A 13,958-nucleotide genomic window follows, 5' to 3' on the forward strand; every position below is an offset into this window, starting at 1 on the left:
AGCATGGCCCGCAATCTCCCTCCTTTTCCGGCGCTCCGCGCGTTCGAAGCCGCGGCGCGGCACGAAAGCTTCACCGCCGCGGCGAACGAATTGCATGTGACGCACGGTGCAATCAGCCGGCAGGTTGCTGCTTTCGAAACCTGGCTCGGCGTGCAGGTGTTCCATCGCCACGGCAAACGCGTGCGTCTGACCGACGACGGTCGCCGCTGTCTGGCCACCGTCCAGGCCGCGTTCGACAGCATCGCACTTGCTACCGACCAACTGCGCGATACGGGCGTCGTTCACGTCTTGCGGGTGAATGCGTTGCCGACGTTCGCAATGAAATGGTTGCTGCCACGGCTCCATCAGTTCCAACGCAAGGTGCCGAATGTGGAACTGCGCTTGTCGACCTCAAACGCCCCGGTCGAAACCCTGGATAGCTTCGACGTCGCGGTGCGGCGCGGTCCGGCGCATTGGGCGAACTGCGTAAGCGGTCATTTCCTGGGTGAGAGCGAGATTCCGGTGTGCAGCCCCGCGCTTCTGCAGCGCTCGCCGATCAGCGTAGCGGACGATCTTGCGAGGCACGTGCTGCTGCACTCGGACACGCGGCCCGATGCATGGGGCATCTGGTTATCGGCAGCAGGCGTCACGGCGAAATGCCGGAAGAAGCAGTCGTTCGATCACTTCTATCTGGCTTTGCAGGCCGCGGTGGATGGCCTCGGCGTGGCGCTCGGTCCATTGCCTTTGCTGGCGGATGAACTGGCATCGGGACGGCTTGTCGTGCCGCTGGCCGGCCCGCGTATCGATGCACGCGGCTATTGGTGGGTGGCGAGGCGGGAAGTCGCGCAGGCGCCGCTCGTGGCGCAGTTCTGCGAATGGCTGCAAGCGCAGGGGGATCAGACCGATGTGGCGGAAGCGAGCGACCTGGAGGCCGCCCGCTAGGACCTGCGCGTGCTGTCCGATGCACGTCGAGCGGCCCGCGACTGGTCCGCGCGCGCATTTGCTGCACCTACTTCGCGCACGGAGCGCGAAGATCCGGCATCACAGATAGAACATCCGGTCTTCATCCGACTTGGCCGGATGCGGTTCGGCTTCTTCGCGGTCTTCGTAGAACTTCAGCACCGCTTCGAGCACCTGATCCGGGTCGTCGATTACCTGCATCAAGTCCATGTCCGTCGGATTGATCAGGCCCATCGGCGTAAGCGAGTTCTTGAACCACGCGAGAAGGCCTTCCCAGAACTCGCCGCCCACCAGAATAATCGGCACGTGGCGCGACTTCTTGGTTTGAATCAGCGTGAGCACTTCGGCGAGTTCGTCCAGCGTGCCGAAGCCGCCCGGCATGACGATCACCGCGTCCGAGTTCTTCACGAACGTGACCTTGCGCGTGAAGAAATGGCGGAAGCGCAGCGAAATGTCCTGCCACTGGTTGCCCGATTGCTCGTGCGGCAGTTCGATGTTCAGGCCGACTGAAGGAGCCTTGCCGGCATGAGCGCCCTTGTTGGCCGCCTCCATAATGCCGGGGCCGCCGCCCGATATGACCGCGAAGCCGGCGTCCGACAGTTTGCGCGCAATTTGCGTGGCGAGTTTGTAATAGGGCGAGTTCGGTTTCAGGCGCGCTGAACCGTAGATGCTGACAGCCGGACGAATCTCCGAGAGGTACTCGGTCGCCTCGATAAACTCTGCCATAATCGTGAACATCTGCCACGATGCGCGGGCCTTCTTAGCCGTAGCGCGCTCTTGATCTGCGAGTGATCGCAGACTCGGAATCACTTTTCTCTTAGTCATAATGCCTGAAGAACGAAGCCTTGAAGGTAAGACCCTGCTATTGGTCGACGGTTCGAGTTATCTGTACCGGGCCTACCATGCGATGCCTGATCTGCGCGGACCCGAAGGTGGTCCGACGGGGGCGCTCTATGGAATGATCAACATGCTGCGGCGCATGCGCAAGGAAGTCACCGCAGAGTATAGCGCGTGCGTGTTCGACGCCAAGGGCAAAACGTTCCGCGACGACTGGTATGCCGACTATAAGGCGAACCGCCCGTCGATGCCGGAAGACCTCGCTCGCCAGATCGAGCCGATTCACGTCGCCGTGCGCGCGCTCGGCTGGCCGCTGCTGATGATCGAGGGCGTCGAAGCGGATGACGTGATCGGCACGCTCAGCACCGAGGCCGAGAAGCGCGGCATGAATGTGATCGTGTCGACCGGGGACAAGGATCTGGCGCAGCTCGTGTCGGATCATGTCACCCTCATCAATACGATGACGAACGAGAAGCTCGACCGCGAAGGCGTGATCGCCAAATTCGGCGTGCCGCCGGAACGCATCATCGACTACCTGTCGTTGATCGGCGATACCGTCGACAACGTGCCGGGCGTCGAGAAATGCGGCCCGAAAACGGCCATCAAATGGCTCACGCAGTACGAGACACTCGACGGCATCGTCGCACATGCGGACGAAATCAAAGGTGCGGTAGGAGACAATCTGCGACGTGCGCTCGATTTTCTGCCCATGGCGAAGAAACTCGTCACCGTCGAGCGGCAATGCGATCTGACCGGCCACATCGTGTCGATCGAAGAGAGCCTGCAAAGCCGGCCGGAATCGCGTGAGGAACTGCGCGACGTGTTCACGCGCAATGGTTTCAAGACCTGGCTGCGCGAAGTGGAAATCGCCGATGCTGTGGAAGGGCCCGAGACCGACGTGCCGCCGGCGCTCACCGTGGATCACGAACGTCACTACGACACCGTGCAGAGCTGGGAGCAGTTCGACGCGTGGCTCGAGAAAATCAACGCCGCCGAATTGACGGCGTTCGATACCGAAACCACCTCGCTCGATCCGATGACCGCGCAAATCGTCGGCTTGTCGCTGTCGGTCGAACCTGGCCGCGCGGCTTACGTGCCGCTCGCGCACCGTGGCCCGGACGCGCCCGTGCAATTGCCGCGCGACGAAGTGCTGGCGAAGCTCAAGCCGTGGCTGGAAAGCGCCGAACACAAGAAAGTCGGCCAGCACATGAAGTACGACGAGCAGGTGCTGGCTAACTACGGCATCGAAATGCGCGGCGTCGAACACGACACGCTGCTGGAGTCGTACGTGCTCGAATCGCACCGCACACACGACATGGACAGCCTCGCGCTGCGCCATCTCGGCATCAAGACGATCAAGTACGAAGAGGTCGCGGGCAAGGGCGCGTCGCAAATCGGCTTCGACGAAGTCGCGCTGGACAAGGCCGCCGAATACGCGGCGGAAGACGCCGACATTACCTTGCGTCTGCATCAGGCCTTGTATCCGCAGGTGGCCGCGGAGAAAACGCTCGACTACGTGTATCGCGATATCGAAGTCCCCACCTCGCGTGTCCTGCGCAAGATGGAGCGCACCGGTGTGCTGATCGACGCGGAAAAACTGCGGGCGCAAAGCAGCGAAATCGCCACGCGTCTGATTCAACTGGAAAGCGAAGCGTACGAGCTGGCCGGCGGCGAATTCAACCTGGGCTCACCCAAGCAGATCGGCCAGATCTTCTTTGAGAAGCTCGAATTGCCGGTGGTCAAAAAGACCCCGAGCGGCGCGCCGTCCACCGACGAAGAAGTGCTGCAAAAGCTCGCTGAAGACTATCCGCTGCCGAAGATTCTGCTCGAACACCGCGGCCTGTCGAAGCTGAAATCGACCTATACGGACAAGCTGCCGCGCATGGTCAACGCCACCACCGGCCGCGTGCATACGAACTATGCGCAGGCAGTAGCGGTCACCGGCCGGCTGGCGTCGAACGATCCGAACCTGCAGAACATCCCCGTGCGCACCGCCGAAGGCCGCCGCATTCGCGAGGCGTTCATTGCACCGCCGGGCCACAAGCTCGTCTCCGCCGACTATTCGCAGATCGAATTGCGCATCATGGCGCACATTTCCGGCGACGAATCGTTGCTGCGGGCGTTCTCGCAGGGCGAAGACATTCACCGCGCCACCGCGGCGGAAATTTTCAGCGTGACGCCGCTCGAAGTGTCGAACGATCAGCGGCGTGTCGCGAAGGTCATCAACTTCGGCCTGATCTACGGCATGAGCGCGTTCGGTCTTGCCGCGAACCTCGGCATTACGCGCGACGCGGCCAAGCTGTATATCGACCGCTACTTCGCGCGTTATCCGGGCGTCGCGCGGTATATGGACGAAACCCGTCTGAGCGCGAAGTCCAAGGGCTACGTGGAGACGGCTTTCGGCCGCCGCCTGTGGCTTCCGGAGATCAACGGCGGCAATGGTCCGCGCCGTCAGGCAGCGGAGCGAGCCGCCATTAACGCGCCGATGCAGGGCACCGCCGCCGATCTGATCAAGCTCTCGATGATCGCGGTGCAGAACTGGATCGAGACGTCCAAGGTCGGCACGCGCATGATCATGCAGGTGCACGACGAACTGATCCTCGAAGTGCCGGACGCGGAATTGTCCGATGTACGTAAGCGTTTGCCGGAACTGATGTGCGGTGTCGCCGCGCTGAAAGTGCCGCTGGTCGCTGAAGTGGGCGCCGGTCTGAACTGGGAGGAAGCGCATTGACGTGCATGTGACGGGACGCCTGAAAGGCGATAACGTCGTGCACATGTCACATATGCGTATTGATAGCTTGTGACACCCCGTGCCGCTCGCGGACAATCGGTCAACACAGGCGGTGCATCCTCGAGGCGTGGTTGAGGCTCGAGGCGCACCGTCGCGACGCATAACCCATCGGCAAATACGGAGAGTTCAATGCATCGTTTTATCGTCGTTGGCGGAGGCGCGGGGGGGCTGGAACTGGCGACGCGCTTAGGCGACCGCTACGCGCCCCACAAGAACAAAGGCGGCGTGCGCGCACAAGTGACGCTCGTCGACCGTAATCCAACCCATATCTGGAAGCCGCTGCTGCATGAAGTGGCAGCCGGCAGCATGGACCCGTTCACCCAGGAGCTCGAATATGCGGCGCAAGCGCGCTGGCACGGCTTCGAGTTTCAGCAGGGTGATCTGACCGGTCTGGACCGCGCGAACAAGCGTCTGACGCTCGGCACCGTGCTCGACGACGACGGCGCCGAATTACTGCCCGCGCGCGAACTCGAATACGACACGCTGATCATCGCGATCGGCAGTACCACGGCATTCTTCGGCGTGAAGGGCGCGCCCGAGTTTTCGCTCGCGCTCGACACGGTCGCCCAGGCGGAGCGCTTCCGCAAGCGCCTGATCGCGGCCTGCATGCGCGCGGAGCATCAGGCGCATGAACCCGTTGAATCGACCCCGGGCACGGCGGTTTCGTCAGAGCCGCGCATCCAGGTGGCGATCGTCGGCGGCGGCGCGACGGGCGTCGAACTCTCGGCTGAATTGCGCAATACGGCTCAGGTGTTGTCCGCTTACGGCCTGCATAAGCTCGATCCGCGGCACGACGTCGGCATTGTGCTGATCGAGGCGGGGCCGCGCATTTTGCCGGCTTTGCAGGAGCGTGTATCGACCGCTACCGCCGAGTTGCTCACCAAGCTCGGCGTGAAGCTGATGATCGGCGAGACCGTGGCGGAAGTTGCGCCCGGCATGATCCGCACGGCGAGCGGCAAGACCGTGCGCGCCGATCTGACGGTGTGGGCGGCGGGCATCAAGGCGCCGGCCATTCTGAGCGAACTCGACGGCCTGCCGGTCAATCGGCTGGGGCAATTGATCGTGCGCCGTACGCTGCAAACCGAAATCGACGACAACATCTTTGCGCTCGGCGATTGCGCGGCTTGCCCATGGCCGGGCAATGAGCGCAATGTGCCGCCGCGTGCGCAAGCGGCTCACCAGCAGGCAAGCTTCCTGATGAAAGCGCTGGCGGCCCGGCTCGAGAACAAACCGCTGCCGGAGTTCACCTACCGCGACTTCGGCTCGCTGGTGTCGCTCGGGCACTTCAGCGCGGTCGGCAATCTGATGGGTGGCGTGATCGGCGGCAATATGCTGATCGAAGGGCTGTTCGCGCGCTTCATGTACATGTCGCTGTACCGGCTGCATATCGCGGCGCTGCACGGCTACGCGCGGATGGTGCTCGATACCTTCGCGCACTGGCTGCGGCGCACCACGCTGCCGCGGGTCAAGCTGCACTGAAGGCTAAACGCCGAACGCGCTGGGAAAGGATGCATCTGCAACAGGATGCGGGTGAAGCGTATCCTGTTGCATCCAACCTTTCCGCGAGGAGCGCCGCATGCTGAAACCCGAAATCGACAGCCTGGTCCCGCACGTTCCTTTCAATCGGCGTACCTTCATCAAGGCCGCGCTCGGCACCGGGTTCGCCGCTGCTGTGCTGCCGGTGTCGGCGCAAACCATTCATACCGATAGCGACGGCCTCGAGGCCGGCGAGATCGCGGTGCAGTCGGGCGACACGCTGGTGCCGGCTTATCGCGCGCAGCCCAAGGGCAAGACGCATTTGCCGGTAATCATTGTCGTGCACGAGATTTTCGGCGTGCACGAGCATATCGCCGACGTGTGCCGGCGTTTCGCCAAACAGGGTTATCTGGCGATCGCGCCGAATCTGTACGAGCGGCAGGGCGATCCGGGCGTGTACACGAGCATGCAGCAGCTCAACGATCAACTGGTCAGCAAGGTGCCGGACGATCAGGTCATGGGCGATCTCGATGCAACCGTCGCGTGGGCGGGTGAACACGGCGGTGATCTGAACCGGCTGGGTGTGAACGGTTTCTGCTGGGGCGGCCGGATTGCGTGGTTATATGCCGAGCACAATCCGCGGCTAAAGGCGGGCGTGGCCTGGTATGGGCGCGTAACGGGCCAGAAAACCGCGATGACGCCGGCTAACCCACTCGACGAAGTGGCGCAGTTGCACGCGCCGGTTCTGGGTTTATACGGACGCCAGGACCAGAGCATCCCGCAAGACACACTTGAACAGATGAAGCAGGCCATCGCGCAGGGTCCGCAGGCCGGGCGCGGCTCGCAATTCGTCGTGTATGACGATGCGGGTCACGCATTCTTTGCTGACTACCGGCCGAGCTATAAGAAAGCTGACGCTGAAGATGGCTGGCGACGTGCGCTGGCGTGGTTCAAGCAGCATGGCGTCGCCTGAAGGGGCGCGTCGTCCGATACCTTCGTTTGACGTGCCGTAGTGGCGTGACGATGCGCTTGGCTGGATGAATGTAAAAGTACGTGGCCGCTTTCCAGCGGCCACGTACTTTTGCGAATCGTCCTGCTTGCCGGACCGTTTAGGGATTCGGACCCGTTGCAACCGGCCGCTTCGGGTCAGAACTCCATTCGCTCCATGATCCCGCGTACAGCGCCGCGCCGTGCATGCCGGCGACTTCCATGGCGAGCGCGTTCACACATGCCGTCACGCCCGAGCCGCATTGCAGTACGACGTGTTCCGGCGACGTATCGCCCAGCAACGCGTGGAATTCCTCTCGCAGCGTGTGGGCCGGTTTGTAGCGGCCGTCGGCGGTGAGGTTGTCCTTGAAGAACCGGTTGAGCGCGCCGGGAATATGGCCGCCGACGCGATCCAGCGTCTCGTTCTCGCCGCGATAGCGATCGTTCGCGCGCGCATCGACCACCACGCGTTCTTTCGTGCTGAGATTGCGCTCGACCGTTTGCGCGTCGACGGTGACGGAAAGCGGTGCGCCGGCCTTGAAGTCGCCGGTGTTCTGCGCCGGGACATCCTGCGTCAGCGCATGGCCGGCGGCCTGCCAGGCCTGCAGGCCACCGTCGAGCAACGCGACCGCGTCGTGGCCGAGCCAGCGCAGCAGCCACCACGCGCGCGCGGCGTACATGCCGCCCTGCGCGTCATAGGCGACCACCTGCTGACCCTGCTTGAGCCCGCGGGACTCCAGCGTCTCCACCAGCCGCCCGCGATCCGGCAGCGGATGGCGGCCATTGGTGCCGTTCTTCGGCCCCGACAGATCGCGATCGAGGTTCAGATAATGCGCGCCGGGCAAATGCCCGGCCAGATAGGCTTTCTCGCCCGCCTCGGTGTCGGCCAGATCGAAACGGCAATCGACGACGAACACGCTGCCTGGCGCGGCGGCCAGCCGTTCCGCGAGATTGGCCGCGGAAATGAGGGTGGTGTAGTGAGTGTGCGGCATGACGTCTCCGGTCCCAGGCAAGATGGTTGTAAAGCGGGCGATTGTGGCGCTCGCCCGGCGGCTTGGCGCCGTTAGCGAATGGCCGAACGATACTGATAGTCTAAACAAAAAAAGACGGGCCGAAGCCCGTCTTTCCATGCTTTGATGCCACTCGCGCAAGGATCGGTTCGAACGCCGATGCATGCACGGCACGCCCGGAGCGTGCGCTGATCAGATCGTGCCGAGTTCGCGCCGCAAGAACTCGTGGAAGTGCTGCATGCCGTCTTCCATCGGGCTCTGATACGGGCCGACCTGCGATTCGCCGCGCTCCATCAGCGCGCGGCGGCCTGCGTCCATGCGTTCGGCGATTTCGTCGTCTTCGCGAGCCGTTTCCATGTAGGCGGCGCGCTCGGCTTCGACGAACTCGCGTTCGAACAGCGCGATTTCCTCAGGGTAATAGAACTCCACCACATTGGTGGTTTTCTGCGGACCGCGCGGAATCAGCCACGACACGACTAGCACGTGCGGATACCACTCGATCATGAGGCCCGGGTAGTACACCATCCAGATCGCGCCGAACTCGGGCGGATTGCCGCCACGGAAGCGCAGCACCTCGTCGTGCCATTTACGGTACGTTGGGCTGCCCGGCTGCTCCAGATCCTTGTGGACGCCGACCGTCTGCACGCTGTACCACTCGCCGAATTCCCAGGTCAGGTCGTCGCAATTGACGAAGCTGCCGAGGCCCGGATGGAACGGCGCGACGTGGTAGTCCTCCAGGTAGACCTCGATGAAGGTCTTCCAGTTGTAATTGCACTCGTGCACTTCGACGTGATCGAACATGAAGCCCGAAAAGTCGAAGTGCTGCTTGGTGCCGAGGCGCGCCAGATCCCGCGCGACGTCGCGCCCCTGCGCTTCGAACAGCAGGCCTTGCCAGTTCTGCAGCGGCGTGGCGCCGAGATTCAGACAGGGGTTATCCGCAAAATGCGGCGCGCCGAGGAGCTGGCCGTTCAGGTCGTACGTCCAGCGGTGCAGGGGGCAGACGATGTTCTCCGCCTGGCCGCGGCCATTGAGCATGATGGCTTGCCGGTGGCGGCACACATTCGACAGCAGTTCGACTTGCGACTGTTGGTTACGGACGAGCACGCGCCCTTCGCTCTCGCTGGGCAAAGCAAAATAATTCCCCACTTCGGGCACCATGAGATCGTGGCCGATGTAGCGAGGACCTTTCTTGAAAAGGGTTTCGATTTCGCGCGTTAGAAGCGCTTCGTCAAAGTAAGCCGTGACTGGCAGCTGGCTGTGGACAGACCGCAACTGCAATGCATTGCTCAGATTGGACATTCCCACTCCCGTGAAGACGTGAAAGCAGTGAACAACCCAACCATCGATGGATTCGATTTAGGGAGCCCGCGATTATACCCGATTCCCCTTGTCTGGGGCGCTTAAGTGCCTGATTTGGGTCAAAAATGTCGGGGAAGTTCACGGTTTTCGCCGCAGACCAATCGATTTTTTTCTGCGAGACTGAGGGTCGGATACGGGGGGTAATGGCGAGGCGCGGGTCGGCGATGGGATCGGAAATGTCGCTTTTGCCGTAGAATGTCCGACTTGTTTTAATTTTGCGACTATTCATGGCGAAGACCGCGTCGAAAGATACTGCTGCCGCGTCGGCTGAAGGCGTCGACACCACGCCGCTGCCCGAGAATTACGAAGCGGCCCAGGCTGAGCTGGAGGCGCTGGTTGCGCGCATGGAAAGCGGCAACCTCAGCCTCGAGGAGTCGCTCGCCGCCTACCGGCGTGGTGCGGCTCTCGTCGCATTTTGCCAGCAGCAGCTCGAGAAGGTCGAGCAGCAGGTGCGCGTGCTCGATGGCGAGACGCTCAAGCCGCTGCCCATGAATACCGCAGGCACAGCCGCTACTGAAAGCGGGGACGACCTATGACATTCGAACAATGGACTCGCGCGGTACTCGAACGCGTCGAATCGGCACTTGAACACTATCTGCCCACGCAGGCGACCGAGCCGGCCAAACTGCACGAAGCCATGCGCTATGCGGTGCTGGGCGGCGGCAAGCGGGTGCGCCCGCTGCTGTGCCACGCGGCCGGCGAGTTGACCGGCGCGCGCGCCGAGTGCCTGGATGCGGCAGCGGCGGCACTGGAAATGATCCACGTGTACTCGCTCGTGCACGACGACATGCCATGCATGGACGACGACGCGCTGCGTCGCGGCAAACCCACGGTACACGTCAAATATGACGAAGCCACGGCGCTCCTGGTCGGCGACGCGCTGCAGGCGCAGGCCTTCGTCGCGCTGACGTCGGACGTGCTGGCGCCGGCGCAGCAGGCGTCGCTTGTGCGTGAACTGGCATTGGCGAGCGGCTCGATCGGCATGTGCGGCGGTCAGGCGATCGACCTGGCGAGCGTCGGCCATACGCTGACGCGCGCCCAACTGGAAACCATGCACCGGATGAAAACCGGCGCTTTGCTGCGTGCCGCGGTGCGCATGGGTGCGCTGGCGGGCGAAACGGCGAATGCGGACGCCATGCGTTCGCTCGACGCGTATGCGGCCGCTGTCGGTCTCGCGTTTCAGGTTGTCGACGATATTCTCGACGTCACGACCGATTCCGCGACGCTTGGCAAGACGGCAGGTAAAGACGCGAAGGACGGCAAGCCGACCTACGTGTCGATTATTGGGCTAGATGCGTCGCGTGCGCTTGCCGCGCAACTGCGCAGCGACGCTCACGCTGCGATTGCGCCGTTTGGCGCGCGCGCGCAGCGTCTGGCCGAATTGGCCGACCTGGTGGTGAACCGGGTTAGCTGAACGCGAAAGCCCGCCGCCGCGCACCTTCGCTATGAGGTGCATGTATGAAGTGCGGGCGCGTAAGTTTTCCTACAATGGAACGACGATGTACGACTTGCTGAAAACCATCGACGACCCGGCAGCTTTGCGCCGCCTTGATCGCCGCCAATTGCAACCGCTTGCCGACGAGTTGCGTGCTTTTGTGCTCGACAGCGTATCGCAGACGGGCGGCCATCTTTCGTCCAATCTCGGCACGGTCGAGTTGACCATTGCTCTGCACTATGTGTTCGACACGCCACGTGACCGGATCGTGTGGGACGTCGGCCATCAGACCTATCCGCACAAGATCCTCACGGGCCGCCGCGACCAAATGCACACGCTGCGCCAGCTCGGCGGCATCTCGGGTTTCCCGAAGCGCGACGAGTCGGAATACGACACCTTCGGCACCGCCCACTCCAGCACCTCGATTTCGGCCGCGCTCGGCATGGCCGTTGCCAGCAAGCTGCAGGGCGAGAACCGCATGGGCATCGCCGTGATCGGCGACGGCGCGATGACGGCCGGCATGGCTTTCGAGGCGATGAACAACGCCGGCGTCGAAGACGACGTGCCGCTGCTGGTCATCCTGAACGACAACGATATGTCGATTTCGCCGCCGGTCGGCGCGCTGAATCGCCATCTTGCGCGCCTGATGTCGGGCCGCTTCTACGCCGCCGCGCGTGCGGGTGTCGAACGCGTGCTGCGTGTCGCGCCGCCCATGCTCGATCTCGCGCGCAAGCTCGAAGAGCACGCGAAGGGCATGATCGTGCCGGCCACGCTCTTCGAAGAGTTCGGTTTCAACTACATCGGCCCGATCGACGGTCACGATCTCGATTCGCTGATCCCGACGTTGCAGAACATCAAGGAATTGCGCGGTCCGCAATTCCTGCACGTCGTGACGAAAAAGGGTCAGGGCTACAAGCTGGCCGAAGCCGATCCGGTGCTGTACCACGGCCCGGGCAAGTTCAATCCGGCTGAAGGCATCAAGCCGGCCACCACGCCGTCGAAGAAGACCTATACGCAGGTGTTCGGCGAATGGCTGTGCGACGCGGCCGAGCTGGACGCGCGCGTGGTCGGCATCACGCCGGCCATGCGTGAGGGCTCGGGCATGGTCGAGTTCGAGAAGCGCTTCCCGGATCGCTACTTCGACGTGGGTATTGCCGAGCAGCACGCGGTGACGTTCGCCGGCGGTCTGGCCGCGGACGGCATGAAGCCAGTGGTCGCGATCTACTCGACCTTCCTGCAACGTGCTTACGATCAGTTGATCCACGACGTCGCGTTGCAAAACCTGCCGGTGGTGTTCGCCATCGACCGGGCGGGTCTGGTCGGCGCGGACGGCGCGACGCACGCGGGCGCTTACGATCTGGCGTTCATGCGCTGCATCCCGAATATGACGGTGATGGCCGCATCGGACGAAAACGAATGTCGTCAGATGCTGTACACGGCATTGCAGCAGCCGAACCCGACGGCAGTGCGCTATCCGCGCGGCGCCGGCACGGGCGTGGCCACCGTCAAGCAGATGACGGCGCTGCCGCTCGGCAAGGGCGAGATTCGTCGCGAAACGTCGCAACCGGCCGGCAAGCGGATCGCGATTCTGGCGTTCGGCACGATGGTGGCGCCTTCGCTTGCGGCGGCTGAGCAGCTGGACGCCACGGTGGCGAACATGCGCTTCGTGAAGCCGCTGGACGCCGAGCTGGTTCGCCAACTGGCTGAAACGCACGACGCCATCGTCACGGTCGAGGAAGGTTGCGTGATGGGCGGCGCGGGCTCTGCCTGCGTCGAAGCCCTGCTTGAGAGTGGGGTTATGCGACCCGTACTACAATTGGGCCTTCCGGACCGCTTCATCGATCATGGAGATCCAGCCAAACTGCTCGCCGCGTGCGGTCTCGACGCTACGGGCATCGCAAAGTCGATTCGCGAACGCTTTCTTTCCAGCGGCGCGGTCGCCGGTCAGTCCTCGGTGAAGCGGGTTGCTTAACTGCGGCGCTTAGTGAAGTTGCTTAGTTAGGTCACTGAGTTGCGTTATTTAACTGTGTCGTCGATTGCCTGAGTCATTCAGCTGCCCCGCCGTGTGCAATGCCGCGGCTATGGCGACCATAGCAATCTCCAAATGAGTCGATGGGCCTTCGGGTCCATCATTCAACGCCGGCAGGGGCCGGCGTTCGCCATTGTGCGGCCTGACTTGCACGGTCGCTGAAGGCACCCAAATCTGTCGCTTCGCGACAACCCCTGATGGGGCAATCCGCTAATCTTCCTTGGGGACTTTCCTCGGAGCGGAAACTTGGGACGGCCCGGCGTTTTCTTGAAAGGACAAGAATATGAACCAGATGAACCCCGCCTTCGTGATGCCCGACGTGCAAAGCACGCCCGATACGCGTCAGATTCCGATTCAACGAGTCGGCGTCAAGGCCGTGCGTCATCCGTTGACGGTGCGCACGCAAGGCGGCGAAGTACAGCCCTCGGTCGGCACGTGGAATCTCGACGTGCATCTGCCGGCCGATCAGAAGGGCACGCACATGTCGCGTTTTGTCGCGCTGCTTGAAGAGAACAAGGCTCCGCTCGAGGCGGCCACGTTTCGCACCATGCTTGCCGCGATGCTCGAAAAGCTCGAGGCCGAGGCCGGTCGTATCGAAGTGTCGTTCCCGTACTTCGTGAACAAGACCGCGCCGGTGTCGGGCGTGCAAAGTCTGCTCGACTATGAGGTGACGTTAACGGGCGAGACCCGTGACGGCGCAACGCGTCTGTTCCTGAAGGTATTGGTGCCGGTCACGAGTCTGTGCCCGTGCTCGAAGAAGATCTCGCAGTACGGCGCGCACAACCAGCGCTCGCACGTCACGATCAATGCCGAGTTGGCGGGCGACGTGGCCGTGGAAGAACTGGTTCGCATCGCTGAAGAAGAAGCTTCGTGCGAACTGTGGGGCTTGCTCAAGCGTCCGGACGAAAAGTTCGTCACCGAGCGTGCGTACGAAAATCCGAAGTTCGTCGAAGACCTCGTGCGTGATGTCGCACAACGTCTGAATGCGGACGAGCGCATCGTCGCGTATGTGCTCGAAGCTGAGAACTTCGAATCGATTCACAATCACAGCGCGTATGCCGTGATCGAGCGGGATAAGCGGGTAGCGTGATTTGC

11 protein-coding genes are annotated in these 13,958 nt (G+C 62.7%); 8 read left to right on the forward strand and 3 right to left on the reverse strand.

What is annotated here, in order from left to right; genetic code table 11:
* Positions 1-3 precede the first annotated feature (3 nt).
* Positions 4-921, forward strand: a complete 918-nt coding sequence (locus tag AC57B6_RS23010; protein WP_496422163.1) for a transcriptional regulator GcvA — start codon at positions 4-6, stop codon at positions 919-921.
* A gap of 99 nt (positions 922-1,020) precedes the next feature.
* Here AC57B6_RS23010 and AC57B6_RS23015 read toward each other — a convergent pair whose 3' ends face one another.
* Positions 1,021-1,764 carry an LOG family protein gene (locus AC57B6_RS23015; RefSeq protein ID WP_054034825.1) on the reverse strand — a complete coding sequence of 248 codons (744 nt, stop codon included), beginning with the start codon at positions 1,762-1,764 and terminating at the stop codon, positions 1,021-1,023.
* Position 1,765: 1 nt separating this feature from the next.
* On the opposite strand from AC57B6_RS23015, the gene polA reads away from it, so the two are divergent.
* The 3 genes from polA (at position 1,766) to AC57B6_RS23030 (ending at position 7,016) form a co-directional block, all read left to right on the forward strand.
* Positions 1,766-4,507 carry a DNA polymerase I gene (gene polA / locus AC57B6_RS23020; RefSeq protein WP_496422164.1) on the forward strand — a complete coding sequence of 914 codons (2,742 nt, stop codon included), beginning with the start codon at positions 1,766-1,768 and terminating at the stop codon, positions 4,505-4,507.
* A gap of 189 nt (positions 4,508-4,696) precedes the next feature.
* Positions 4,697-6,046, forward strand: coding sequence for an NAD(P)/FAD-dependent oxidoreductase (locus AC57B6_RS23025; RefSeq protein ID WP_046571987.1), 1,350 nt, complete (start codon positions 4,697-4,699; stop codon positions 6,044-6,046).
* Positions 6,047-6,143: 97 nt separating this feature from the next.
* Complete coding sequence (locus tag AC57B6_RS23030; RefSeq protein ID WP_496422165.1) at positions 6,144-7,016, forward strand: dienelactone hydrolase family protein; 873 nt, start codon at positions 6,144-6,146, stop codon at positions 7,014-7,016.
* A 136-nt stretch (positions 7,017-7,152) separates the two neighbouring features.
* Here AC57B6_RS23030 and AC57B6_RS23035 read toward each other — a convergent pair whose 3' ends face one another.
* Both AC57B6_RS23035 and AC57B6_RS23040 read right to left on the reverse strand, forming a co-directional pair.
* A complete protein-coding gene (locus AC57B6_RS23035; protein ID WP_030102171.1) occupies positions 7,153-8,022 on the reverse strand; it encodes a sulfurtransferase in 870 nt (289 codons plus the stop codon).
* A gap of 210 nt (positions 8,023-8,232) precedes the next feature.
* The gene (locus AC57B6_RS23040) at positions 8,233-9,339 is read right to left on the reverse strand and encodes an aromatic ring-hydroxylating oxygenase subunit alpha (protein WP_028196173.1); all 1,107 of its coding nucleotides are present in this window, start codon (positions 9,337-9,339) and stop codon (positions 8,233-8,235) included.
* Between the two features lie 287 nt (positions 9,340-9,626).
* Between AC57B6_RS23040 and AC57B6_RS23045 the strand changes: the two genes are divergently transcribed.
* The 4 genes from AC57B6_RS23045 (at position 9,627) to folE2 (ending at position 13,953) form a co-directional block, all read left to right on the forward strand.
* Positions 9,627-9,935 (forward strand): exodeoxyribonuclease VII small subunit, encoded by a 309-nt coding sequence (locus AC57B6_RS23045; RefSeq protein ID WP_028196174.1) that lies wholly within the window; start codon positions 9,627-9,629, stop codon positions 9,933-9,935.
* A complete protein-coding gene (locus AC57B6_RS23050) occupies positions 9,932-10,813 on the forward strand; it encodes a polyprenyl synthetase family protein (protein ID WP_496422166.1) in 882 nt (293 codons plus the stop codon). Before AC57B6_RS23045 ends, AC57B6_RS23050 begins: the two co-directional genes overlap by 4 nt.
* 85 nt (positions 10,814-10,898) lie before the next feature.
* Positions 10,899-12,806, forward strand: coding sequence for a 1-deoxy-D-xylulose-5-phosphate synthase (gene dxs, locus AC57B6_RS23055; protein WP_028196176.1), 1,908 nt, complete (start codon positions 10,899-10,901; stop codon positions 12,804-12,806).
* 340 nt (positions 12,807-13,146) lie between these two features.
* Complete coding sequence (gene folE2 / locus AC57B6_RS23060) at positions 13,147-13,953, forward strand: GTP cyclohydrolase FolE2 (RefSeq protein ID WP_046571986.1); 807 nt, start codon at positions 13,147-13,149, stop codon at positions 13,951-13,953.
* The last annotated feature ends 5 nt before the right edge of the window (positions 13,954-13,958 follow it).

The organism is Paraburkholderia sp. BGA-UO-ETr-F12 (assembly GCF_059567945.1).

Coding starts and splice junctions, on each gene's coding strand:
- AC57B6_RS23010 (WP_496422163.1), top strand. CDS start 4: ATGGCCCGCAATCTCCCTCCTTTTCCGGCGCTCCGCGCGTTCGAAGCC.
- AC57B6_RS23015 (WP_054034825.1), bottom strand. CDS start 1,764: ATGACTAAGAGAAAAGTGATTCCGAGTCTGCGATCACTCGCAGATCAA.
- polA (WP_496422164.1), top strand. CDS start 1,766: ATGCCTGAAGAACGAAGCCTTGAAGGTAAGACCCTGCTATTGGTCGAC.
- AC57B6_RS23025 (WP_046571987.1), top strand. CDS start 4,697: ATGCATCGTTTTATCGTCGTTGGCGGAGGCGCGGGGGGGCTGGAACTG.
- AC57B6_RS23030 (WP_496422165.1), top strand. CDS start 6,144: ATGCTGAAACCCGAAATCGACAGCCTGGTCCCGCACGTTCCTTTCAAT.
- AC57B6_RS23035 (WP_030102171.1), bottom strand. CDS start 8,022: ATGCCGCACACTCACTACACCACCCTCATTTCCGCGGCCAATCTCGCG.
- AC57B6_RS23040 (WP_028196173.1), bottom strand. CDS start 9,339: ATGTCCAATCTGAGCAATGCATTGCAGTTGCGGTCTGTCCACAGCCAG.
- AC57B6_RS23045 (WP_028196174.1), top strand. CDS start 9,627: ATGGCGAAGACCGCGTCGAAAGATACTGCTGCCGCGTCGGCTGAAGGC.
- AC57B6_RS23050 (WP_496422166.1), top strand. CDS start 9,932: ATGACATTCGAACAATGGACTCGCGCGGTACTCGAACGCGTCGAATCG.
- dxs (WP_028196176.1), top strand. CDS start 10,899: ATGTACGACTTGCTGAAAACCATCGACGACCCGGCAGCTTTGCGCCGC.
- folE2 (WP_046571986.1), top strand. CDS start 13,147: ATGAACCAGATGAACCCCGCCTTCGTGATGCCCGACGTGCAAAGCACG.